Origin of the sequence: Chlorogloeopsis sp. ULAP02 (assembly GCF_038404745.2) — a bacterium.
Taxonomy (GTDB): domain Bacteria; phylum Cyanobacteriota; class Cyanobacteriia; order Cyanobacteriales; family Nostocaceae; genus Chlorogloeopsis.
Window position 1 is genome coordinate 38,152 of the sequence record NZ_JAYKTT020000011.1, and the last position, 23,355, is coordinate 61,506.

Here is a 23,355-nt window from a genome sequence, read left to right on the forward strand (position 1 = left end):
TGCTGAATTTCCGGATCAGGTTAAACCAGAGTGGGTGTTAACTTTTAGTGTTTAGTTTTTGAAATATATAGTAACAGCAATGAAGTGGTTATGATGCGTAGATTTTTAAGTGTTCTGTCCTTAGTAGCTTTAATTCAATACTTTCCAGTAAAAGCTGATGCCCAAGTGCAAACAGATTCCAAACAGCCATCAGAGCATCAAATTCAACAGTTAATTGCTGTCAACTGGATGACTAATTATTCAAATAACAATTTTCATCCAGAAAAAATTCTCAACCGAGCAGAATTAGCCTCAACGATGGTGAGAGTATTTCGACTGGATAAACGACAAGCAGCCAGCAAAGAAAATATTGTAGTTACAGATGTGCCTTCTTCTCACCCGGCATTTAATGATATTCAGCTAGTCTTGAAAACGGATATTATGAAAGGCTATCGAGGAAATTTATTTTTTCCCAATCAAAGGGTGACAAGAGCAGAAGCTTTAGCAATTTTTGCTCAAGCGTACGGGGTATTTCAATTTTCTGATGAAACTGTTCAGGAAATACTTACTCCATATCCCGATGCCGCATCTATTCCAACTTGGGCAAGAAAAGCGATCGCTACCGTCGCAACTGAAGGATTTCTGAATATAGATACCCAAGGCAATATTTCTCCTTTAAAACCTATGACACGTGGTGACATGGCTTATGTATTAAGTAAATATTTACACAGACAACAGCCACAATCCGAAACACCGGAAGCACCTCCTGCACCCAATAGTCTCATGGAAAAGTAGTGGTTAGTGAACCAATACGGTTCAGTTAAAGATTTCGAGTGAGATTTGGTGAGGTGTAGAGACGCGAAATTTCGCGTCTCTACATTGCTGTGTAAAAATCTCTTCCCTATCCCCTGTCCCCTATCTCCTGTCCCCTATCTTCAAAAATAGGAGTGGTTTAACATAATGAAATAATAACGATTATTTATTTTCACCTACTTCAAAATTGTTTTTCAGCCAAAGGAGCATGGGAAAATCAGAATATAAAATCTAGAGAGGAAAACGCTATAGTATGCATCTGAGCGAAATCACTCATCCCAACCAGTTGCATGGATTGTCGATCCGGCAGTTGCAACAAATTGCCCGCCAGATTCGGGATAAGCATCTACAAACAGTAGCAGCCACCGGAGGACACTTGGGGCCGGGATTGGGTGTTGTAGAGTTAACGCTAGGGCTTTACCAAACACTGGATTTAGACCGCGATAAAGTGATTTGGGATGTAGGACATCAGGCATATCCCCACAAACTTATTACAGGACGTTACAGCCGTTTCCATACGCTGCGGCAAAAGGATGGCATTGCTGGTTACCTTAAGCGTTGCGAAAATAAATTTGACCATTTCGGCGCAGGACACGCTTCAACCAGTATTTCCGCTGCCTTGGGCATGGCTTTAGCGCGAGATCAAAAAGGAGAAAAATTTAAAGTTGTAGCTATTATCGGTGATGGGGCATTGACTGGTGGTATGGCATTAGAAGCCATTAATCATGCCGGACATTTACCAAAAACTAACTTGTTAGTTGTCCTCAACGACAACGAGATGTCTATATCTCCCAATGTTGGAGCCATTCCCCGCTACTTAAACAAAATGCGTTTAAGTGGCCCGGTGCAGTTTCTTAAGGATAACTTTGAAGAACAATTTAAACAAATTCCTTTTGTGGGTGAGTCGCTTTCTCCCGAATTAGGACGCATCAAAGAAGGGATGAAGCGTTTAGCTGTTCCGAAAGTGGGGGCAGTTTTTGAAGAACTTGGCTTTACTTATATGGGGCCTGTAGATGGACATAATTTAGAAGAATTAATTGCTACCTTCCAACAGGCACACCAAATTCAAGGCCCAGTTTTAGTACACGTGGCAACAGTGAAGGGTAAAGGCTACGAAATTGCCGAAAAAGATCAAGTAGGCTATCATGCCCAATCTCCCTTTAATTTAACCACAGGAAAAGCTGTTCCCTCCAACAAACCCAAACCTCCTGCATACTCGAAAGTTTTTGCTCATACCTTAGTCAAACTCGCTGAACAAAATCCAAAAATTATCGGGATCACAGCAGCAATGGCTACAGGAACAGGCTTAGACAAACTGCAAGCCAAGTTACCAAATCAATATATTGATGTGGGGATTGCCGAACAACACGCTGTGACTCTCGCTGCCGGACTATCAACAGAAGGTATGCGTCCTGTTGTGGCGATCTACTCTACCTTCTTGCAACGCGCCTACGACCAAATTATTCACGATGTTTGTATCCAAAACTTACCTGTATTTTTCTGTATAGATCGAGCGGGAATTGTTGGTGCAGATGGCCCCACCCATCAGGGTATGTATGATATAGCTTACTTACGGTGCATTCCCAACATGATACTAATGGCACCAAAAGACGAAGCCGAGCTACAACGCATGATTGTCACGGGTATTGATTATACGAAAGGGCCGATCGCCATGCGCTTCCCCCGTGGTAATGGCTACGGTGTTCCTTTAATGGAAGAAGGCTGGGAACCTCTGGAAATTGGCAAAGGTGAAATTCTCCGCCACGGTGATGATGTGTTGATGGTCAGCTATGGCACAATGGTAAATCCAACTCTGCAAGCGGCAGAAGTTCTCAGCGAACATGGTATTCAAGCCACTGTAATTAATGCCCGTTTTGCCAAACCTCTAGATACTGAATTAATTTTCCCATTGGCTAAGAAAATCGGGCGTGTTGTCACCTTAGAAGAAGGCTGTGTTATGGGTGGTTTTGGTTCTGCGGTGGCAGAGGCGCTGTTAGATGCGGACATTATGGTTCCACTCAAGCGGATCGGTATACCAGACACTCTTGTGGAACACGCAGAACCTAATGAATCTAAAGCAGAATTAGGTTTAACTAGCCCACAAATAGCTCAGAGGGTATTGGAAGCTTTCTTTCAACAACAGTTATCTGTTGTAAGTTAAAACTCACAATTTAGTTACATTCAGTAGCGTGCGTTATGGACATTAGTCCTAACGCACCAAAAATCTGGGATGGTGCGTGAGATAAAACGCGAGAACTAGTAGAATTGCTAACGTTACTATCTAAAAAATTTAATTAAATTCTCTTCCATGAATTCCCTTACCAACCAAGTTTATCCGGTTATTTGGCATAACAACGCTGTTTCACTCATTGACCAAACCCGGATACCAAGTGAATATGCATTTGTAGAAATTAGCCGCAGTGAAGATATGGCAGTGGCAATTAAAACTATGATTGTTCGAGGTGCGCCGGCTATTGGTGTAGCAGCTGCCTATGGAATTTATCTGGGAGCAGTGGAAATTCACACAGACAACCGTGATGAGTTTTTAAACTACTTAGAGAAAGTAGCACAGATGCTACGTTCTACTCGCCCTACAGCAGTAAATTTGTTTTGGGCAATCTCGCGGATGATGAAGGTTGCCTATGAAACTATAGGTACTGTAGACGAAATCAAAACAGCTCTTTTTCAAACTGCTCAAACTATTAACGCCGAAGATTTACAAACTTGTCAGGCGATCGGTGATCATGGCTTAAAGGTATTACCTTCTCATCCAGATAAGCTAACTTTGCTTACCCACTGTAATGCTGGGGCGCTAGCAACTGCTGGTTATGGTACTGCTTTAGGTGTAGTGCGTTCTGCTTGGCGAGAGGGACGGTTGGCACGACTGTTTGCTGACGAAACTCGTCCCAGAATGCAAGGTGCAAAACTAACTGCTTGGGAATGTGTGCAAGAAGGTATCCCTGTTACGGTAATTACTGATAGCATGGCTGCCCATTGTATGAAGCAGGGTTTGATTCATGCAGTGGTAGTGGGTGCTGATAGAATTGCTGCTAACGGAGATACAGCTAACAAAATTGGTACGTATAGTTTAGCACTAGTATCTAAGGCTCATAATATTCCTTTCTTTGTAGCTGCACCCCTTTCGACAATAGATTTTTCTTTATCTGATGGCGGTCAAATCCCTATTGAGGAGCGCGATCCCGCAGAAATCTACCAAATTGGCGACACTATTGTGACACCATCTGGGGCAGAATTTTATAATCCAGCTTTTGATGTCACTCCGGCAGAATTAATTACAGGAATCATTACGGAGAAAGGCACATTTGCTCCTGGTGAATTAAAACACTTGCAGGAAAAGCAAGCGGTTTAGCACGATATTTTTGAATAGTAAGAGCATTACAAGGACTTGGCAAAATTTTTTAAGGAAAACCAAGCCTTATTTTTTGTGCTTAGTAAGTAGAAGCAGGAGACACATGACAGAAGGGAAAAAGCGATCGCATTTCAACAATCGAGCCTGGATTGGTATCGCTTTATCTTTCTATGCTTTTATCGCAATTGGGATCGCCGAGGGAGGTTTGGGTGTTCTAATCCCCTCAATCCAAGCAACATTTAACCTGACTTCTGCAACCATCACTTTACTTTTTATCAGTCAAGTTTCTGGCTACATATTTGCAGCATTGGCTAGCAGTCTTCTATGCAGTCGCATGGGATTAGCGCGAATGTTATTATTGGCAATTTTCATACCTGGCGGTGAAATTTTTTCATCGGGACTGCCCCTGCCTTCTATTTACCATCGGGAAGTATCGCTCCCTGAAGATAGGTTTCTTGCAAACTCTCAACATTCACGTTTGCTCCTTGAAGATTAGCGCTCCTCAAATCTGCTTCTCTCAAGTTCGCATCATGTAAATTTGCTCCGCTCAAATTTGCTTGATATAGTTTAGCCCTGCAAAGGTTTGCCCCTAGTAAGTTGCTTCCACTCAAGTTCGCTTGCTGCAAATCAGCTTCAGTTAAACTGGCATGACTGAGATTTGCTCCCTCTAAATTCACTTCTACTAAAGTAGCACTCAAAACAGCACTAGCTAAGTTTGCTCCCTGAAGACATGCTTGGCTTGCGTTCGCTCCACTTAAATTGGCAGCACTGAGATTAGCTCCACTCAAAGTCATGCCCACAAGATTGGCTTCACCCAGTTTGGCTCCTCCCAAGTTAGCTCCAATCAAATCAGCCTCACTCAGATTAACTTGCATGAGATTGGCACCGCTTAAGTTCGCTCCAATTAAATTTGTCTGACTTAAATCTGCTCCTCTTAAATTAGCACCACTGAGATTAGCACCAATTAATTTGCTACCCCTAAGATTAATTCCCTGTAAATCAACTTGATATAAGCTTGCTCCATTGAAGCTAAATCCAGGAAAATTCCGTTCTCCTGCGGCATATAGCTGTAATAGTTCATCTATATTCATTTTTACCTGCCTATTCATGAATGCTGCCATCAGGCATGATTGCTCCTCGCAGATTGCTGCCCCGTAGATTAGCGCGGGTTAAATTAGCTGTACTGAGATTGGCTTCCTGTAAATCTGCGCCATAAAGATTGGCTCCCTGCAAATTAGCACCTTGGAGATTAGACTGCATCAAGTTCACACCAGCTAGAATAGCGCCTTGCAAAATAGCACCTGACAAGTTTGCTTTCTGCAATACTGCACCACTCAAAACCGCTTCACTCAAGTTAGCTTCACTTAAGTTGGCTCTACTTAAATCTGCTCCATTGAGGTTAGCGACTATTAAAGTTGCACCCTTAAGGTTGGCTTGATCTAAATTAGCCGCCACCAAGAATGTACCACTTAAATTGGCTCCAGTGAGAATTGCCTTGGCGAGGTTAGCACGAATTAAATTCGCTCCACTTAATTTTTCCTGAGCTAGGTTAATTCCACTCAAATTTGTACTGCTGAAATCGCGATCGCCAGCAGCGTAACGTCCCAATAAATCATCCGCATCCATAACTTAATCATTCCCAATCTTGACAATAGATACGGCGCTGACAACTTGAGTTTTACTTGTGTGACTTTCTTCACAAGTTCCTCATGTTGTTTTTCTACAACTTTAGGTGGGACAAGTGAAAAAGGAACTTTATCTCACTTTTATTTTCATCCAATTGGTTGAACCACAAGCAGGATTCTTAAAATCTGTTTACGAGTGATTTTAGAAAATATTGAGACTGGCAGCAATCTATTATGGTTCTCACTCCAGACAAACATTCAAAAAAACCACCACCCCTAGAGTCAGTCGCAGTTCCAAAATTAAAGGGTAGGAAAAAGCTGACAATTTGGATTGCTGGTGTAGTGGCGATCGCTTGTGTTGGTTTGGCTACTGTTTATGTTATTACTCAAAAAGAAACACCTAAAGTAATACCAACTCCTACTCCAAGCCTAGCAGAACAAACAAAAGTCACTGCTCTAGGACGACTGGAGCCAAAAGGAGAGGTAATAAAATTATCGGTTGCCAATGCCCAGGATAGTCGTGTAGACAAATTGCTGGTGAATGAAGGTGACAAAGTTAAAGCCGGGCAAGTAATTGCCATTCTCCAAGGCATGGATAAAAAGCAGGCGGCATTAGCTGAGGCAAAACAATATCTGGCTGTGCAGCAAGCTAAACTTGCCCAACTCAAGGCAGGAGAGGCTAAAACAGCAGAAATAGCAGCACAAGAGGCAAACATTGCTCGCATAGAAGCTCAACTACGCACTCAAACAGCAGAGAAACAAGCAGCGATCGCTCGTGCTTTGGTAAGTGAACCCCAACTATTACTAGCAGACGAACCAACAGCAGCACTAGATAGTAAATCTGGTCGTGATGTAGTAGAAATTATGCAGCAGTTGGCACAAGAGCAAGCAAGCACAATTTTATTAGTTACTCACGATAACCGGATTCTAGACATTGCCGATCGCATTCTGCATATGGAAGATGGACGTTTAGCAACAGATACAGCACTGCGGGCTTAGGTTAGTGGAAATCACAACACAAAGGGAAAGGATTATTTACTTAATACTTATAAATATCTAATCTCTCTAAGTTCTTATTTTATTCTTATTAAATACTTATTTCTTTGTTGTATAAATCCCTCAGCTGATTAAGATAACTCGCTCATTTAGTGGCTACATACGAATTCATTATTTTTTCAGTATAGATATATGTAAAGTCAGATATTTGGCTAGTTTAAAAACTAAAATCATAAAATTCAAATATTAAGATATAGCAAGCCTAAATACTACATGAACAACATTTAGTAGCTAATTATTTTTTAACTATTAGCTACTAGTAGTTTTTCCCTAATTAATTAATCCCGTAACTATGCAAAAACTAGGATTATTAGGAATAATCAATTTAGGCTTGATACTCTTAATTCAATCTCTATCACTGGCAAAAAATCCCAACCCCTTGCTTGAGAAAACTTGGATTTTTCATGATTTTGATGGTAACGGTAATAGTGATGTAGGCTGGCAAAATAGAGAGTCAGGAGAATATGCAATTTGGTTAATGAATGAAACTTCTGTAGATAGTTTAGTGTTTTACGCAAGGTTTGCTGATCCTGATTCTTGGTTTCCTAGTGCTGCTGATTTAAATGGTGATGGTAAGACAGATATCTTTTGGCGAAATTTTAATACTGGTGAAAATGTTATTTGGATCATGAATGGTACTGATATTGTTAGTAAAACTAATGTCCAGCTTGTTCCTAATTATTGGTTTCCTTACATTGGTGATTTAAATAGTGATGGGAAGACAGATATCTTTTGGCGAAATTTCAATACTGGAGAAAATGCGATTTGGATCATGAATGGAACAGCTATTAATAATGCAACTTCAATTCAAGCTGTTTCTACTTCTTGGATAGCTGGTGTTTTTGATTTCAACGGTGATGGGAAGGTTGATATTTCCTGGCGCAATAGAAATACTGGCGAAAATGCAATTTGGTTAATGAATGGAACAAATATTAATAGTACCGCCTCTATCCAAGCTGTTCCTAGTTCTTGGTTCCCTTATATTGGTGATTTTAATAATGATGGTAAGACAGATATATTCTGGCGCAACTTAAATACTGGTGAAAATGCAATTTGGTTAATGAATGGAACTTCTATTAAGAATACAGCTTTTGTGCAAACCGTTCCAACTGATTGGTCGCTCGGTATAGGCAATTTCAATGGTGATGGTAAGACAGATATATTCTGGCGTAACTTAAATACTGGTGAAAATGCTATTTGGTTAATGGATGGAACTTCTATTCAAAATGCAGCTTTTGTACAAACAGTTCCAACCAATTGGCTAGCTTGGTTTTGAGTAGGAAAGAATCTTTTTAGCTTTTGATTGGAAAAGGGCGATCGCTCTTCCTTGATAGATAGCCAAAAATGAAGGTTAGAATTTATCGTAAATATAAATTAAGTGCCTTTATGACGGCTGATTTAAGATCACTGGATGCTTCTAATCATTTAGCAGTACTAGCACAGGCTGCAAATGCGTACAGAGGAGAACACAAGGAACGTCCTTCTCCTAGTGTACTGGTAGATGCATTACTACAAGCAGAAAAAGCTGCCAAGCAACAACGACTGACATATGCTTTTGAATCCTTACTTGGTCAATGGCGATTGTGCTTTGCTACTGGAACTCGTAAAGTTAAAAAGCGAGGAGGAATTATTTTGGGTAAGGGTTTTTATTGGCCCAAATTTACTCCAGCTTATATTGCTTTTAGTGCAGTAACACAACCTACAGAAGAAATTCCAGCTCCAGGGGAAATTAAAAATCAGATTAAATTAGCCCAAGTGTTGATAAAACTGACAGGCCCAGCTCAATATTTAGGTAAGAAAAATTTACTAGCGTTTGACTTTACTCACATCCAAGTCAGTTTATTTAACCGCGTTGTTTACAACGGACAAATTCGCGGCAAAGCCCAGACTGAGAATTTCTACAACCAATCTATAGCCAAACTGCCCTTTTTTGCTTTTTTTGCAGTGACAGAAGACTTAATTGCAGCTCGTGGGCGTGGAGGTGGGTTGGCACTTTGGATTCGAGAAAAATAATTATGTGCTGTCTGGGATGTATTTATCTGTCCTCTGTCTTGAAAGAGGGTTTAGGAGTTTAGGAGAAACAACCTCTTTCATCTTTGGCAGGTGAAACTTGTTTCATCGGGACTCTCTTCTTCAATCTCCTAATTCAAAAGCGCTATACTAAAGCACGCCACACTGCTAAATCAGCGTGTGGTTTTACATTTGTAAACTCAGGCTACACAAAAGTGCGATCGCAGATGTTTGAGCATGGGCAAATGGGGGCATACCTTGTGGTTGCTCTGGAGGGTTGTTGCGCTAACTTAGATGACAAGCACAATTTGAACTACTTTCAACTTAGAGGGAACAATTATGCATATGAAACCGGAAAAACCCAAGTTTTCACCAAAGCCGCAGCCGCAAGAAGCGGATTTTAGTAAACCTCAAAAGCCTAAACCGTGGAAACCACAAGAGGGAGAACCCCAAGCTTGTCAACATATCAAAATTATTGACTGCAATAAGCCAACCAGTCGAGTTTTTTATGAGTGCTATCACTGTCAGCAGGGATTATTAACAGAATGTGTTAAATTGCCCCCAGTTCAAGAGACTGACGTAGTTTGTCCTAACTGCGGTAGAACTGCAATCAAGCTACTCGCAAAAGAAGTTTTGTCAACAACAGCAATCCCCTCTCCTTGGAGGTAATTTCCAACAGCGATCGCAACTGTTTGTTTGGAGTAGAAAAGCGGTATGGCAAATTTTTCAATCAGAATCACTGACATCATGGAATAAGGACTGCCATGCTGTTGAATTGTGAGTTTCTAATTTATGAGTAGCTTTCGTCGTCTTCGGCTCGCTGCTGCCATTTCTGCCGTTGCTGCAATGGTGATTTTGTGCTGGTTTACAATCGCTCAAATACCCGTACAAGCCCAATCTAGACCAACAGCTGCCATTACACTAGATGGTCGCCGATTGTTTGAAGTTAATGAAGCAGGACAATTTAGTGCTGAAAATCGCGCCGCTGACGCCAACTTAATTTTAAGAGAAGCAGTCCGCTCTAGTAAACCTGTGAAGGTGGAGATTTTACAAACCAATCAATTACCCGTAATTTTGGTGAACAATCGTCACCTGCTGACAGTGACGCAACAAGACACCCCCACTGGCAGAACTACACAAGAACAAGCAAAACTTTGGGTACAACGGATTACTGAAGCTGTTCGGCAAGGACAAGAAGAACGAAGATTAAGTTATTTTTGGCGGGCAATATTACTAGCAGTTTTGTTTGTGTTGGGTGCGATCGCTCTCCATTTAGCTTTGGGATGGGTTTGGCGCTATTGGTTGCGGCGGTTGCTCCCTCAAGAAGCCAATCACCCCGACACAGGAGAACAACCTAAAGGAATTGAATTATTTCTGCAATTAACGCTCGTTATTGTACGTGCGCTTTTGTGGATCGGGACGGCAATATATATTACTAACTTATTTCCTTTGACAAGAGAGTGGAGCCAGCGTGCTGTCAGTATTCTCTGGATGAGCCTGACATCACCGATTATTTCCATCGGAGAAAGCTCTTATTCTGTCATCAATATTATTATTCTCATTGCCTTGTTTGTGGTAGTTCTGGCGATTGCTGGCGCAGTGACGAATTTAGTGCGATCGCGCGTACTGCGCATTACCAATATCAGCCGAGGTGTTCAAGAATCAATTGCAGTTGCGATTAACTACAGTCTGATTTTTATCGGTACAGTAGTGCTGCTACAAATTTGGGGTTTAGACATCACTTCACTAGCAATTGTAGCCAGTGTTTTGGGTGTGGCGATCGGTTTTGGCTTACAGGGAGTTGCGAAGGAGTTAGTTAGTGGTTTTGTAATTACTTTTGAGCGGGCGATTGAAGTTGGAGATTTTGTGGAAATTGGCAAATTTATAGGAACAGTGGAGCGATTAAATGCTCGCAGTACTTATATCCGCACTTTAGATGACATAGTAGTGATTGTGCCAAATTCTCGGTTGTTAGATACAGAAGTAGTGAATTGGAGTCATCGTGGCTCCACATCTCGTTTAGTGTTACCAGTACGCGTGGCTTATGGAGCAAGTATAAGTGTAGTACGCTCTGCCCTACTAGACGCTGCCCGTGAAACTTCAGATGTCTTAAAAAAACCAGCGCCCCTAGTTTGGTTTCACGGATATGGCGAAGATTTTTTAAATTTTCAGTTGTTAGTTTGGATTTCCAAACCCCGCAAGCAGTTTCAAATCAAGAGTGATTTATATTATAAGATTGATGAAAGTCTACGGCAGCACAATATTCATATTCCCTATCCTCAACGCTCTCTACATTTGCGCTCTGGTAGTTTACCCTTGGAACTTTCACCACATTTAGAAAATTCCTTGTCTCATCTTTCTGAAAGTTTGATTGCTTGGTTAAAAACCCAGTTACAAACACATAATTCTAATGGTTTTACTCATCAATCTTCTCAATCTCCAAAAATTCCAACAGATAAAAATACTTCAGATTAACTTTCTTTCGTATCACTCTAGGCTAGGAGTAGCGAATGGTATAAGGTCATCTGGGATGCAATGAATTGATCGGTAGCGAACACTGCATAATAATATAGTTATATTGCTCAGTCTTTATGAACGCTGGTCATAAGCATCATCCTTGTGCTCATCAGTAGCCTTATAGTCATGGTGAGACTTCCCAAGGTTGGAAACTAGTAAGTCCTAACACTGATTGGGAGCATTCTATGGAAACTTTGCTCATCTCGCTCCTACCTTATATCATCGGCAGTGCGATCGTGCCTTTGCAAATTATCATCGGTTTGTTGCTGCTGAAAAGCCCCAATCAGGGATTATTCAAGGCGATAGCTTATGTCGCTGGAATGACGATCACACGTCTTTTACAAGGATTGATTTTTGGTTTAGTTCTGTCCGGATCTTCGGCACTGACTGAGGAAAGTAGCGGTAAGAATTCGATCATCTCAACATTGCTCCTAGTACTTGGCATTCTCTTACTGATCACCGCCTATAAAAAATGGCGTAGAGAGGACGATCCGGATGATTCACCGCCTAAAGTGTTAACCATGATTGACAGCTTAACTCCGCTCAGGGCTTTTGGAATTGGACTTGGACTACCGTTGATTGCAGCGAAGTTGTGGGTTTTTACCCTTAGCGCCCTGGCTACGATCGCCTCAGCACAGTTGGATCAGCTATCTAGCACTATCCTATACTTACTCTTCATTTTGCTAGCTGAATCCTTGCTGCTGATCCCGATCTTGGCTCGTATCCTCATACCCGAACGCTCGAAATATTTACTCACCGAACTTTCAGCCTGGTTGACTAAAAATAGCCGTCCAATCACTATTGTTGTTTCCCTTGTTTTTGGTTTGTTTTTCTTACACTCCGGTATTAGTGGATTAGTTTCGTAGAAGATTTCATCACAAGCAACGCACTATCATGAATGAGAAGCAACAGATTGCACAGATTAATTTATTAGGACTTACGCAAAATTCCTCTTAAATCTTCTTTCCTCCGTGTCACGGACACTTGCTACAAAGGAGGAGCCAGTGTAGTGGACGGTGAGTGCAGCCGCTCAACGGGGTTCCACCGTTGAGCGGACTGCCGAAGGGGTTTCCCGGCATTCGGCAAACTTTTTTCAAGGAGAAGTAAAAAGATGAAGTGGCGGCGATCGCTAGCTTACATAATTATCTGTGTTATATCGTTATCTGGTGGCGATCGGCTTGAGTCAGTTGTTGTCGGTGAATGGCAGGGCAACTGCTACAAAGTCAACTGCCACTTAATTAGTATTGCTAACCTCGCTAAAGCGATCGCTGCCTTTGAACGCACATTGATTTCTGTTAATTCTCCCTGGTAGTACAAATCCTTTTAAGAGTCAATTTATCTCACGATTTTAGTGAACTGAGTCTGAAAACCAAGATCTACTGGCGTTTCTGCACAGCCTCACAGATGAAACCTTCATTAATAACCCAGCGTTTGCGCCATTGAGTCGTTTAGATAAGAGCAATTTCTGAAAAATATGGGAGTTGTTGACGTAAATTATTGAGGGCATCTAAAGTTTTGTTATATGCCGTAGTTTCTCCCCGATCGCCAAAATACAAAGCTGCCTTTTCTAAGTCTGCACTTGCAGCTTGATATTCTTCTTGTTTGTAGTGTGCTAATCCCCGGTTAAGATCTGCCTCTAAATTATTAGGTGTTAAATTGAGAGCAAGATTGCAATCAGCATCGCATTCTGATAATCTTCTAATTAAAGATAGGCAAGACATCGATTGCTATAAGCGGCAGCAACCTTTTTGTTTTGCTTAATCGCCAAAGAGAAATCTTCAATAGCTGCTTTGTAATTGCCGTGCAGCATCTTCTCTAAACCCAACTTAAAAACATCGTCTGTGATGATTTGAGAACTGGAGGCAGGCGAAGAATATGCAGACGAACAGAGAAACCAACAGGCGAGCACAAGGCAATAAAAAGATTGAGAATCAATTGAAACAAGCGATTCATAAGTCTACTTGCATGACTTGCACAACCAGAGTAGCAGGTAAGGCATATACCCTACCTAGCTATGTATAAATCAACCTAATTGTAGATTTACTTCCAGCCTTTTTCAGCTTGTTCGAGGACATATGCTGCTACATCTTCAATTTGCTCTGGTTTTAACCGAGCTTTGAAGGCAGGCATAGCATTTTTGCCATTAGTAACTTGAGCAATAATCGCTTCTGCTGAGTTCATTCCATACTTTTCCAAATCTTCCGTTTTCAGGCTTTTATTTGCTTGAACCAAGTTCTTACCACCCGCGTGACATGAAGCGCAATTGGCAGAAAAGACTTTAGCTCCGTTTCCAGCATCTGCTGCTAAAGCCGGATGATTGAAAGCAAAAGTGAAAATTGTTATGCCTAGTAGCAATACAGAAAAAATCTTTCTCATCTGGTGTTCTCTCTAGAAAAAAGCCATGTTCGCCGGAGTATTCTCCTTAATTCTCTTGTCTAGGGTATATATCGTCAAAAGACAAACTGTCAAACTTTGCTTTATTAGGGAGTTGACACTGTTGGTGAAAGTTTAATAAAGGTATATACAGCCAAAAAATAGTCAGGTAGTATAATTTACCTGACTAGCTCTAGTTATTTGTCATTAGTTGCTATTGTTCTCGAAATTTCTGTTGACGTCAAAAGACAACCTGTCAGACTTTAAAACTTAAAATCATCATGTGATCGCTATTTAAGTAAGCCTGAGGAAGTTCCCTTAGCAAAGTTTCTGTCCATCAATTCTGTATTTGAGTTCGTCCGTACAGCACGGAACATTCCAAATCGGCACAGCCCTGTACCAAACGCCAAACGCATCAGCAAAAATGTCGGCACCTCGCGCACAGACTTGATGAAACCAGACAGTCCAAAACGCAGGAATCCGCTCGGACGAGCCACCCCTTGCCAGATTGAATCTAACCAGGAAGGAAGTGTTTCTTGTGTCCAGTCTGCCGTAATTACTTCTCCCTCAACTAATTTCGTTGCTGCTAAAAGCTCAGAGAACCCCTCAATGCTAGAAAAAGCTGGATGAGACCACTGATCTAAAAGTTGTCGCATCACTGGTTTTTCCCAAAAATTTAGCGGCTTTTGGCGATCGTCCCTCTGATTCCAGTCCGCTACAACCAATATTCCACCGGGCTTTAGCACCCGCATTAGTTCTCTTGCAAAAACGGCTTTATCAGGCATATGGGGGCCAGCTTCGATTGACCAAACCACATCAAAACTGGCATCTGGAAACGACAATGCCATTGCATCATCGACTGCAAACTGGACGTTTAGCCCTTGGGGTGTTAGTTCCTGAGCCCGTTTCACCTGCTGTGGGCTGATGGTAATCCCTGTGACAGCAAACCCATAATCTCGTGCTAAAATCCGGCTGCTGCCGCCAATACCACAGCCAACATCTAAGACAGTAGTGTCGGCTGGTAATTTATCTAAACCACCCCATTTAACCATTTCATGGACAAAGTCAGATTTGGCAGCCAAAAAATCTTTCTTTCTTGGCGGCGAACCGTAGTGACCGAGGTGAATGTGTTCTCCCCAATAAAACTCTAAGATGCCGTCAAGCGTCCATTGGTCGTAGGAATTGGCAACTGTAGCTGAGGATTGATACTTGCGAGCAGTGATGAAATAAGCCGCAATGCCGATTAGCAAAACCAGAAGAGAAGCAATTACAAAATAAAGAGTTGACATTGTTGTGAAAGCTTTACTATGTAGCTAACAGTTGATAGATTTTGGTTTGTTTATAGGTGCTCCCGAATCAGACAAGCGATCGCAACGGAAATCTTCCTATATGTCGAACTTACGATATTTTGCACACCTTGAATCATTTCGGGTTTCTGTTGATCTTGGGGGAGAGCCGTTTGTTTGACAAAAGGATGAACAGCAGTGGGAATCTTCCCAGTTCGGTGAAGATAGAATTTCGGTATCATGATAACGAGTCAAAAATATAGTAAGTTAGTAATCTCTATGCGTAATTAGGAAAGCATTTGTTCGTTAGTGGAACAGGGATCTGTAAGTCATAGACGCTATCTCTTATCTATTTTGGCAAAACTCCCATCTATTTAGTTAATACAGTCAAACGTTGTTGCTGTGAATATCTTCAAACAATACTCTTACAAGCAATCGTCGCTGAGAGTGGCGGGGTAGCGCAGAGATCGGCAGCACCGACATCACGGTCGCTGGCTGCGGCGACCCCCTTGTTCTGATGGGTCGAGACATGTAAACTTGCAATAGCCACAGACAGTACACCAGTGATCTTGAACCAGTTGATGCTGTCCTTCTGCCTCGGAACCAATTAGATTTCCGTAGAACAGAGGCTGGTAAGCGAGTGCAGCGTTTCGTTGAAGCCAATCCACGAGCGGCCTTGTAGAGGTCGGCAAGGGGATTACCGCTTCTATTTAACTCGAAGGAGCCAACATCATGCGTTTTCGTACCCACCAGGCAGTAACGGTACTTCTGGCCTTTCACCTGCTCGGCTCACTGCTCGTAACGGCAGTGACCCCCAGCGCAGACGCACAAAAGTCGAAGCAGCCCGACGACCCTATGCCTGTCTCGGTCGCGAAGAACGGGTTCACACCCGAACAGGTCAAGGACTTCATCTCCCGGTACAGCTACGACGAGGGGTTGAAGGGTGGGGATGTATCATTGTGGTCATTCCTGAACTTGAACCAAGTCCAGCGGACAGCAACGATCGCCCGATCCGGTGAGGTCGTGTTGCTGGAGAAGGCATTGAACCCGAAGCTGGGCAAGTTCAAAATCAACGGCAAGCACGGAGAGTTGACTCTCGCCGAGTACCTGGTTCATCCGAAGTCGCGGGCGCAAGGCTTCATCGTCATCCACCAAGGGAAGATCGTCTTCGAGGAATACCCCGGCATGAGGGAATACGACTCGCACGTGTGGATGTCGAACGCCAAGACGGCAGCCTCGCTGGTGATCGCCCTACTGGAAGCCGACGGCAAGATCGACGTGACCAAGCCGATGGAAACCTACCTTCCCGGCTTCAAGGGGAGCGAATGGGCCGGTACGAAAGTAATCGACATCCTGGACATGGCCAGCGGTATGGACATCGTGGAAACGCACGAGAACCGAATGAACAAGCGGTCGGCCATCGCTCGATTCAACTTGGCCACGGTCGGCGAAAAGAACCTCGACGGGATCATCGAGACGCAGACCGATGTCGTGCGCTCGGTGAGGCGGAAAAGGAAGGCGGGCGAGGCATTCGAATACTCTTCGTTGAACACCATGATGCTGGTCTACCTAGCCGAGGCGGTCTCCGGCAAACAATGGGCTGACCTGTTCCGCGAACGAGTGTGGAGCAAGTTGACCGCCGAAGGAGACGCGTTCATTGGGCTGAGTCCAGATGGCTTCGCCCAGGGATACGGCCTGCTAAACTCCAGACTTCGCGACCTGGCTCGCTATGGACTGCTGCACACGCCGAGCTGGAACAAGGCAGCTCGCGAGAAAGTGCTGCCTGAGGGGTACATCAGGCGACTCCAGACCGAAGGACGAAAGGGCATCTTCCTGAAAGGCGAGATCGGCAACCGATTGATGAAGAGTTACTTCCCCGCCAGCCCGCCGGTGGCGAACAGCCGACAATGGGACGGAGTGTTTGCCGACGGCGACCTGTACAAGGGCGGTGTGTACGGGCAGGGCATCTACGTCTCGCCCGACAAAGACCTGGTGATCTGCTGGTTCTCCACCAACTTATCCTCCGACCTGACCCAGTACGCCCGGACAATTGCTCTTTCGTACCCAGCCTCCGTGAAGTGAGAGGGCGGCGTCGCCCCGCTAAGAACCGTAACCCCTCCCGCGTCACGGAACCGCACGGCTGTGCCGGGTGTGGAGCGTGGTGTGGGTACTGCCGACGGCTTGAACGAAAAAGGCTTAGGGATGCACATGCTTTACCTGACAGTAACCGATTTTGGTTCGCGCGATCGCACTAGGGCGGGTGTCCAAGCAGGACTCTGGGGACAGTATCTTTTAGATAACGTCGCTACCGTCAAAGAAGCGCTTGCACCCATGAAACAGATTCAGCCGATCATGGTCAGTCTTGATGGGATGAAGTCAACCGTGCATCTGGCGATCGAGGATGCGAGTGGAGACTCGGCGATTATTGAATACGTTAACGGGAAACTTATGGTTTACCACGGACGCGAGTACCTCGTCATGACCAACGACGGCCATTTGACCAACGTTAGCGCTTTTGAAAAAGTGGAATTTAAATTTCGCTAGCGCCACTCGCCATACTCCCCTACCGGGTTATGGAAACTTGAATTGTATAATCGGTTGCAGCAGTTAAGCGATCGCTAAACCAGGAGGATTTCAAGCCCACTTCGTAAGTCCAGGAAGTTTCTTCTTGGAAGCAAAATATCTCTGTGCTAAATTGTTTGCCTTTGCAGCAATGGTGTTAAATGACGAGTTGTCAAACTTGAACTCAATTCAAGACTGAGAAAATCTCACCAAATCTCTGCTCAAAACCAGAAAATCAAGAGAACAAATTTTATGCAAATAGCAGATGTTACCTTTAAAACAACCTCTTAGAGAAATCATCGAATATGATTAACGTTGATTCATCCCTGTTCTGCGCTCAGTTAACAAATACCCAATCACTCCTGGCACCGCAATAGCTGTAATCAAAATTGTGGATGAGGTGCTGAGACGACTGGAAAATGACCGTGCTTCTTCAAGTCCAGCGACAATGTATTCGCCTGTGACATTAACCGCAAAAATTCCGACGGTCAGCGCGCTTAGTCTGGAGAGAAAAATTCTGAGGGGAGGAACATGAGGATTATGTATTTTTCGACCCAAGATCATTCCAGCAATTAAGCCTGCTAGAATATGCATCCCCACTATGATCAAGCGAACTCGAAAACCAAGGGTTGTTTGGGCATCTGCCAAGGATTCTGATAGAACTGCACTGGTACCAATCGTGATCCCAGCGATCGCTCCTAACGCAGTCCACCAGATTGCCGGTTTAGTCAGTTGAGTACAGGCAATGACAAGACAAGCTGTGACAAAACTACAGATAATCGCAGCCTGCACGAGAGGTACGCTTCTAATCACTATCAACGATATAGCTCCTCCCGCCACACTGCCGAACACTATCAGCAGCCTGTCTAAGGAACTTGCATTTTGCTCAAAGTTTTGCATGGGTGATGTCAGCGACTGTTGCAGAGATTGAGCAAAGATCTAAGTTCACTCGATCCCTCTAGATTAATTGAGATTGGCGATCGCCACCCATTCAAAGAGAGCGGTGGCGTAGCCTCTGCAAAGCAGAATCGCCAAGATAAACCTCCCCTTAGGTGCTTGTCAGCCCCGCTTCTAACTTCTCCATCACCTGATCGATGGTGAAACTCGCTGCCTTTTGGCGGGGTGGGTAGTCCTTAAATGTCTCTAAGAACTGGGCGACGTATGCTTGTGCTGGAACCGCTAAGAAGGCATGATCCAAGAGCCAGTCATAGTAGGTGTTGGAAGTAATATCAGCACGCTCATACGGATCGGTTAACAAATTAAACATTTTCGGGCAGCGCAGCAGCACAAACGGTTCTGCCCAAATTTGGAGTGTACCCGTTACCCGTTGTTCTGCAAAGACGAGTTTCCAGTTGTCGTACCGCAGCCCGGTGAGGTCGCCATCATCTGAGAAATAGAAGAACTCCACGCGCGGACTCTTATCGGTTTTACCTGTCCAGTAGTCCAGCATATTATAGCCATCGAGGTGAATTTTGAAAGTCTTTTTGCCCGCTTGATGTCCGTTCAGGAGCTTTTGTTTAATATCGGCTTCTCCAGCTGCCGCCAGTAGCGTTGGCAACCAGTCAAGGTGACTGACGATACCGTTGCAGACAGAACCTGCCTCAATCTTGCCAGGCCAGCGCACCATTGCCGGAACACGGTATGCCCCTTCCCAGTTGGAGTTTTTCTCATTGCGGAAGGGGGTCATGCCTGCATCGGGCCAGGTATTTATGTGGGGGCCATTGTCGGTGCTGTACATGACAATCGTATCTTCGGCAATGCCCAGTTCGTCCAGTTGATCCAGCAGTGCGCCGACGATCTTGTCATGGTCAATCATGGTATCGTGGTACTCCGACTGCCACCGCCCTGCCTGCCCTTTGCTCTCTGGTTTGCAGTGGGTGCGAAAGTGCATATGGGTGGTGTTGAACCAGAGAAAAAATGGCTCATTGGCGTTCTTGGCATCGTTAATAAAGCGTTTGGTTTCAACCAACACTTCATCGTCGATCGTTTCCATGCGTTTTTTGGTTAGCGCTCCTGTGTCTTCAATGCGCTGCCCACCTTTGCCATCCGCCCAGCAGTGCAGCACTCCGCGAGGGCCAAACCGCTTCTTAAACTCAGGGAATTCCTCTGGTTTGGGATAGTCAGGATGCTCTGGTTCTTCCTCGGCGTTGAGGTGATAGAGGTTGCCGAAGAATTCATCAAACCCGTGCATCGTCGGCAAATGTTCATCGCGATCGCCAAAGTGGTTTTTGCCGAACTGCCCCGTGCGATAACCTAACGGCTTCAACAGTTCAGCAATGCTCGGATCTTCAGCCCTAAAGCCAAGGGTCGCACCAGGTACACCAACTTTGCTCAAGCCTGTGCGGAATACACTTTGTCCGGTAATAAATGCAGCTCGACCTGCCGTACAGCTTTGCTCACCGTAGTAATGAATAAATCGCATTCCTTCTTTGGCAACGCGGTCAATATTAGGAGTGTGATAGCCCATGAGTCCGTCACTGTAGCAGCTGAGGTTACTGATGCCGATATCGTCTCCCCAAATAATCAAGATATTTGGTTTTTTATCTGCCATGACAATCTCCTTTTATAGTATTTACTTGTTCATCGGAGGGCGGAAGACCGTATTCCAATCTTTTTGATGCAGGAGAACTCTTACCCTGCAACATTTAATGCTTCAGTCTGTTTTTGGATGATGAAAAATAGTCTTCCAATCGTTCTTGATGCTCACAATTGTCCAGCCGTAAGTCTTAGCAGCTTCTAAGGATGCATTATTCTTCTCGTCGTAAGCAAACTCGCGATCGGCATCATCGTGATGAACTAGTAACTGAAACGAAGCCCCCGATTGCCCCTGCGAATACCGCAGCATCTGGATATCGCCGCCCGAAAAGACATTACCAGCAGCAAACACTGGGCGTTTACCGATACGTGTGGCGATATTCGTTGGTTTAACTGCGCGATCGTTATACGAAGCAATCTCACTTCCTCGCCAGATGATTGGTACACCATTTTGCTCGATGTACTCTAATTTGAATGAACTACCAATAACTTGCGGCAAAGGAATACTGTATATTTGTGGTGCAACGATACGGATAAATTCGATAGTGCCGCCTGAACAAATCCAAGTGACAAACTGATTCGCACGCAGATACTCCAGCAACTCAACCATTGGCCGAAAAGCAATCTGAGTAATTGGCATACCCAACCTGGGATGCGTCGCCACTTCAAAAAACTTACGTGCCTCCTGCTCAAATTGCTCTTGACTCATATTCGCATGCGTTTTCGCCAGTACTTCCAACGCTGCTTCATGACCCGCCGCCTCAAGAAAGTAGGGAATATCCCGTTCTAATGCCGCTTTAAAGGGCTGCTCCTTCAGTGATGGATCTTCTGCTGCCAGTGCCTCAAGCCGAGTCAGGGCAAAGTATAGCTCGACTATCGGTTTTTCGGGCCAGAGCGTGCCGTCGTTGTCAAAAGTAGCGATACGGTCTACTGGGGGTAAGAAATCTGGACTATCTTCTGTTGTCACACGGCTGACAAAGTCGAGAATAGACTGTTTGACAGCACCCTGATTCCAGGATGAAAGAGGATCGGCAAAAAGAGGTTTGGGTAATCCGCTCATGAAATGTCCCCTGTTCTAAACATTGTTTTTGAAGGTGACGGCACTAACGGCTATCTGCGGTGATACCGTGCTTTCTTCCATGCTTGTGCAGACATAACGCAACGGAAACCCGTATGAGATGTTCCTGTATCTGGAGGAGTGCCACGGCGCGCACTAGGTCGGTAACTATCACAGTACGCAGGACTGCAAAGGAACGAACCACCCTTAACCACACGTTTTGGTGTGTAAGGGTCGCACGGATCAAAACTTTTGTTGGGGCCTGTTGGGTTGGGACAACAACTGCGAACAGACTGATGGGCATCAGCCCGATACCAATCGCTACACCACTGCCAAACGTTGCCAGCCATGTCGTAAAGTCCGTAATCATTGGGTGCGAAGGAACCAACAGGAGATGTACCAGCGAAACCATCTTCGGCAGTGTCTTTGACAGGAAATGTTCCTTGCCAGGTGTTTGCCATATGCTTGCCATCAGGGCAGAACTCATCTCCCCAAATAAATCGCTTACCCTCTAAACCACCTCGTGCAGCACGTTCCCACTCGGCTTCTGTAGGCAACCGCTTGCCTGCCCACTCGGCATAGGCTACAGCATCCTCCCACGAGACTTGTACCACAGGATGATTTTCTCTACCGTCGATGGTGCTACCAGGTCCTTCAGGCTGATACCAACATGCACCTGGTGTCCACCGCCACCAAGCGGACAGATCGTGGAGCGGTACCGGACGGGGTGTAGGAGTGAAGACGAGGGAACCAGGTACCAGCATACTGTCATCAGGTTTGGGCGTGCCAGGCGGGACTTGCTTTTTAATTTCTTCCCAATCCGGTGCGCGTTCTGCTGTGGTAACATAATCGGTTGCTTCAACAAAGCAGCGGAACTGTGCATTGGTAATATCGTATCTATCTATCCAGAATCCATCTACGCGCACACGACGAGCTGGTCGCTCGTTAGGAAAGCTCATCTGGTCGTCGGTACCCATAGTGAACTTGCCTGGTGGAACCCAAACCATACCTGGGGGTGCTTCTATCTTGTTGGTTATTGGGGCTTTGTCGTTTTCGTCCGTGGTAGTTCCAAGATTGTTAGGTTTTATCTTAATTGTTTTATGTGCGGTGTATTTAGTGTTTTTGACTGACATAGTTTGGTCATTAACTAGCTTATTAGAAGTATGTAAACTTCTTGAAAATACTATTGTTAACTGGCTTAATCTCTAAAATATTTCCCTAAACTTCACCTCTATTTTGTAGTAGAACAGAGGTGAGTCAAGATTTAAAAGTTCACACTTACAATTAAGAATATTGTTATGAACAATAGACTCAACAAATAGAGTAGTACGAAAAAATAAGAAACTTGTAGGGTAATATTAAACTTAATAAAATAAATGTCCTTACACTTGTGTCAAATTTAAAGAATCTCTGGTCAATCAATGACAGTTCTGAACTAATTGACACTTTATTATGATTTTTGTAGCTCAAAACCTTACTGACAATAATTTTAGTGCAGTATAATTTGCAAAAATCAATCGAATTATTATATTAGTTTTTTCTTATAAAATTCTTATTTTTGAGAGCTAAATCTTAAAATGATAGACAATAAATATATTAATTATTATTCAAAGCTGATAATAAATATTGACCTATAGCGGTTTTCAATAGCATTGTCTGTAACTTCCTTAATTCGATATCTACAAGCGTTGATTTCAATACAGGTGAAAGTTCCCTGCTCCCAATACTGATTGCTACTAGTTCTGCCACCACAGACACCAAAATATTCACAACTTTGACGACACAGTTCTACTCCAGTTGCCATATCACGATAGATTTTCTAAGACTTGTCAGTATAGCAAACTAATTCAAAAGAGTCGTGGAGAACATCGCCAAGAAGAACCCAAATTTGTTCAAATTAGAAAAGTTTTTGCTACCGTTTGGGAATAGGTTGTCCCAAGCTTTGCTTAATTGTAGGTAGCTTCTTTAATTCTTCTATCGTTTTTGAACCTAAGCGCCAATTTTGACTAATACCATTATTAAAGAGGAGTTGGACTTTAAGATTTTTGTTAGGAAGACGAGCGATCGCATCTTTGACAGGAGTCAAATCAAAGCGACTTCTGCCAAAGCTACACTGAACAGGAGTGGCTGCGGGTTCCAACGTCCGTCAATCGCCTGCGGTTTGAGTGCGTA

Annotated in this window: 27 protein-coding genes and 1 pseudogene; 14 read left to right on the forward strand and 14 right to left on the reverse strand. The window is 43.9% G+C overall.

What is annotated here, in order from left to right; all coding sequences use genetic code 11:
- Positions 1–93: 93 nt before the first annotated feature.
- The 4 genes and pseudogenes from U2718_RS06700 to U2718_RS06715 all read left to right on the forward strand — a co-directional run.
- On the forward strand, positions 94–774 hold the full coding sequence (locus tag U2718_RS06700; RefSeq protein WP_341996420.1) for an S-layer homology domain-containing protein: 681 nt from the start codon (positions 94–96) through the stop codon (positions 772–774).
- 271 nt (positions 775–1,045) lie between these two features.
- Positions 1,046–2,953 carry a 1-deoxy-D-xylulose-5-phosphate synthase gene (dxs, locus tag U2718_RS06705; protein ID WP_341996362.1) on the forward strand — a complete coding sequence of 636 codons (1,908 nt, stop codon included), beginning with the start codon at positions 1,046–1,048 and terminating at the stop codon, positions 2,951–2,953.
- A gap of 147 nt (positions 2,954–3,100) precedes the next feature.
- Entirely contained in the window at positions 3,101–4,162 is a 1,062-nt protein-coding gene (mtnA, locus tag U2718_RS06710) for an S-methyl-5-thioribose-1-phosphate isomerase (protein ID WP_341996360.1), read from the forward strand.
- Positions 4,163–4,265: 103 nt separating this feature from the next.
- Positions 4,266–4,526: pseudogene (locus U2718_RS06715) on the forward strand (MFS transporter); the annotation flags it as partial.
- A 49-nt stretch (positions 4,527–4,575) separates the two neighbouring features.
- On the opposite strand, the gene U2718_RS06720 reads toward U2718_RS06715, so the two are convergent.
- Both U2718_RS06720 and U2718_RS06725 read right to left on the reverse strand, forming a co-directional pair.
- The gene (locus U2718_RS06720) at positions 4,576–5,253 is read right to left on the reverse strand and encodes a pentapeptide repeat-containing protein (RefSeq protein ID WP_341996359.1); all 678 of its coding nucleotides are present in this window, start codon (positions 5,251–5,253) and stop codon (positions 4,576–4,578) included.
- Between the two features lie 10 nt (positions 5,254–5,263).
- Entirely contained in the window at positions 5,264–5,788 is a 525-nt protein-coding gene (locus U2718_RS06725; RefSeq protein WP_341996357.1) for a pentapeptide repeat-containing protein, read from the reverse strand.
- A 233-nt stretch (positions 5,789–6,021) separates the two neighbouring features.
- Between U2718_RS06725 and U2718_RS06730 the strand changes: the two genes are divergently transcribed.
- From U2718_RS06730 to U2718_RS06745, 4 genes are all read left to right on the forward strand, one after another.
- Positions 6,022–6,786, forward strand: a complete 765-nt coding sequence (locus tag U2718_RS06730; protein ID WP_341996355.1) for a hypothetical protein — start codon at positions 6,022–6,024, stop codon at positions 6,784–6,786.
- Positions 6,787–7,135: 349 nt separating this feature from the next.
- Entirely contained in the window at positions 7,136–8,119 is a 984-nt protein-coding gene (locus tag U2718_RS06735) for a VCBS repeat-containing protein (RefSeq protein ID WP_341996354.1), read from the forward strand.
- 110 nt (positions 8,120–8,229) lie between these two features.
- Positions 8,230–8,856, forward strand: coding sequence for a hypothetical protein (locus U2718_RS06740; protein WP_341996418.1), 627 nt, complete (start codon positions 8,230–8,232; stop codon positions 8,854–8,856).
- A gap of 83 nt (positions 8,857–8,939) precedes the next feature.
- A complete protein-coding gene (locus U2718_RS06745; RefSeq protein WP_341996352.1) occupies positions 8,940–9,257 on the forward strand; it encodes a hypothetical protein in 318 nt (105 codons plus the stop codon).
- Between the two features lie 162 nt (positions 9,258–9,419).
- On the opposite strand, the gene U2718_RS06750 is transcribed toward U2718_RS06745, so the two are convergent.
- The gene (locus U2718_RS06750; protein WP_341996351.1) at positions 9,420–9,602 is read right to left on the reverse strand and encodes a hypothetical protein; all 183 of its coding nucleotides are present in this window, start codon (positions 9,600–9,602) and stop codon (positions 9,420–9,422) included.
- Positions 9,603–9,645: 43 nt separating this feature from the next.
- Here U2718_RS06750 and U2718_RS06755 point away from each other — a divergent pair, with 43 nt between their 5' ends.
- The 3 genes from U2718_RS06755 (at position 9,646) to U2718_RS06765 (ending at position 12,682) form a co-directional block, all read left to right on the forward strand.
- On the forward strand, positions 9,646–11,328 hold the full coding sequence (locus tag U2718_RS06755; protein ID WP_341996348.1) for a mechanosensitive ion channel family protein: 1,683 nt from the start codon (positions 9,646–9,648) through the stop codon (positions 11,326–11,328).
- Positions 11,329–11,555: 227 nt separating this feature from the next.
- Complete coding sequence (locus U2718_RS06760) at positions 11,556–12,236, forward strand: GAP family protein (protein ID WP_341996347.1); 681 nt, start codon at positions 11,556–11,558, stop codon at positions 12,234–12,236.
- A gap of 245 nt (positions 12,237–12,481) precedes the next feature.
- Positions 12,482–12,682, forward strand: a complete 201-nt coding sequence (locus U2718_RS06765; protein ID WP_341996346.1) for a hypothetical protein — start codon at positions 12,482–12,484, stop codon at positions 12,680–12,682.
- A 136-nt stretch (positions 12,683–12,818) separates the two neighbouring features.
- Here U2718_RS06765 and U2718_RS06770 read toward each other — a convergent pair whose 3' ends face one another.
- On the reverse strand, positions 12,819–13,091 hold the full coding sequence (locus tag U2718_RS06770) for a hypothetical protein (protein ID WP_341996344.1): 273 nt from the start codon (positions 13,089–13,091) through the stop codon (positions 12,819–12,821).
- 154 nt (positions 13,092–13,245) lie between these two features.
- Between U2718_RS06770 and U2718_RS06775 the strand changes: the two genes are divergently transcribed.
- The gene (locus U2718_RS06775; RefSeq protein ID WP_341996342.1) at positions 13,246–13,392 is read left to right on the forward strand and encodes a hypothetical protein; all 147 of its coding nucleotides are present in this window, start codon (positions 13,246–13,248) and stop codon (positions 13,390–13,392) included.
- 18 nt (positions 13,393–13,410) lie between these two features.
- On the opposite strand, the gene petJ is transcribed toward U2718_RS06775, so the two are convergent.
- From petJ to U2718_RS06795, 4 genes are all read right to left on the reverse strand, one after another.
- Positions 13,411–13,746, reverse strand: coding sequence for a cytochrome c6 PetJ (petJ, locus tag U2718_RS06780; protein WP_341996340.1), 336 nt, complete (start codon positions 13,744–13,746; stop codon positions 13,411–13,413).
- Between the two features lie 287 nt (positions 13,747–14,033).
- A complete protein-coding gene (locus tag U2718_RS06785; RefSeq protein ID WP_341996338.1) occupies positions 14,034–15,032 on the reverse strand; it encodes a methyltransferase domain-containing protein in 999 nt (332 codons plus the stop codon).
- A gap of 50 nt (positions 15,033–15,082) precedes the next feature.
- Positions 15,083–15,271 carry a hypothetical protein gene (locus U2718_RS06790; RefSeq protein ID WP_341996336.1) on the reverse strand — a complete coding sequence of 63 codons (189 nt, stop codon included), beginning with the start codon at positions 15,269–15,271 and terminating at the stop codon, positions 15,083–15,085.
- Between the two features lie 240 nt (positions 15,272–15,511).
- Positions 15,512–15,697, reverse strand: coding sequence for a hypothetical protein (locus U2718_RS06795; RefSeq protein ID WP_411813240.1), 186 nt, complete (start codon positions 15,695–15,697; stop codon positions 15,512–15,514).
- Between the two features lie 64 nt (positions 15,698–15,761).
- Here U2718_RS06795 and U2718_RS06800 point away from each other — a divergent pair, with 64 nt between their 5' ends.
- Together U2718_RS06800 and U2718_RS06805 are read left to right on the forward strand one after the other, a co-directional pair.
- Complete coding sequence (locus tag U2718_RS06800; protein WP_341996335.1) at positions 15,762–17,111, forward strand: serine hydrolase domain-containing protein; 1,350 nt, start codon at positions 15,762–15,764, stop codon at positions 17,109–17,111.
- Between the two features lie 60 nt (positions 17,112–17,171).
- A complete protein-coding gene (locus U2718_RS06805; protein ID WP_341996333.1) occupies positions 17,172–17,573 on the forward strand; it encodes a linear amide C-N hydrolase in 402 nt (133 codons plus the stop codon).
- 327 nt (positions 17,574–17,900) lie between these two features.
- Here U2718_RS06805 and U2718_RS06810 read toward each other — a convergent pair whose 3' ends face one another.
- From U2718_RS06810 to U2718_RS06835, 6 genes are all read right to left on the reverse strand, one after another.
- Positions 17,901–18,491: a hypothetical protein gene (locus U2718_RS06810; protein WP_341996331.1), complete on the reverse strand. Its 591-nt coding sequence runs from the start codon at positions 18,489–18,491 to the stop codon at positions 17,901–17,903.
- Positions 18,492–18,639: 148 nt separating this feature from the next.
- Entirely contained in the window at positions 18,640–20,142 is a 1,503-nt protein-coding gene (locus U2718_RS06815; RefSeq protein ID WP_341996330.1) for an arylsulfatase, read from the reverse strand.
- Positions 20,143–20,244: 102 nt separating this feature from the next.
- Positions 20,245–21,186, reverse strand: coding sequence for an HAD family hydrolase (locus U2718_RS06820; protein ID WP_341996328.1), 942 nt, complete (start codon positions 21,184–21,186; stop codon positions 20,245–20,247).
- 50 nt (positions 21,187–21,236) lie between these two features.
- Positions 21,237–22,316: a formylglycine-generating enzyme family protein gene (locus tag U2718_RS06825; RefSeq protein WP_341996326.1), complete on the reverse strand. Its 1,080-nt coding sequence runs from the start codon at positions 22,314–22,316 to the stop codon at positions 21,237–21,239.
- 470 nt (positions 22,317–22,786) lie between these two features.
- Positions 22,787–22,987, reverse strand: coding sequence for a hypothetical protein (locus tag U2718_RS06830; protein ID WP_341996324.1), 201 nt, complete (start codon positions 22,985–22,987; stop codon positions 22,787–22,789).
- A 108-nt stretch (positions 22,988–23,095) separates the two neighbouring features.
- Entirely contained in the window at positions 23,096–23,269 is a 174-nt protein-coding gene (locus tag U2718_RS06835) for a hypothetical protein (protein WP_411813241.1), read from the reverse strand.
- Positions 23,270–23,355 lie beyond the last annotated feature (86 nt).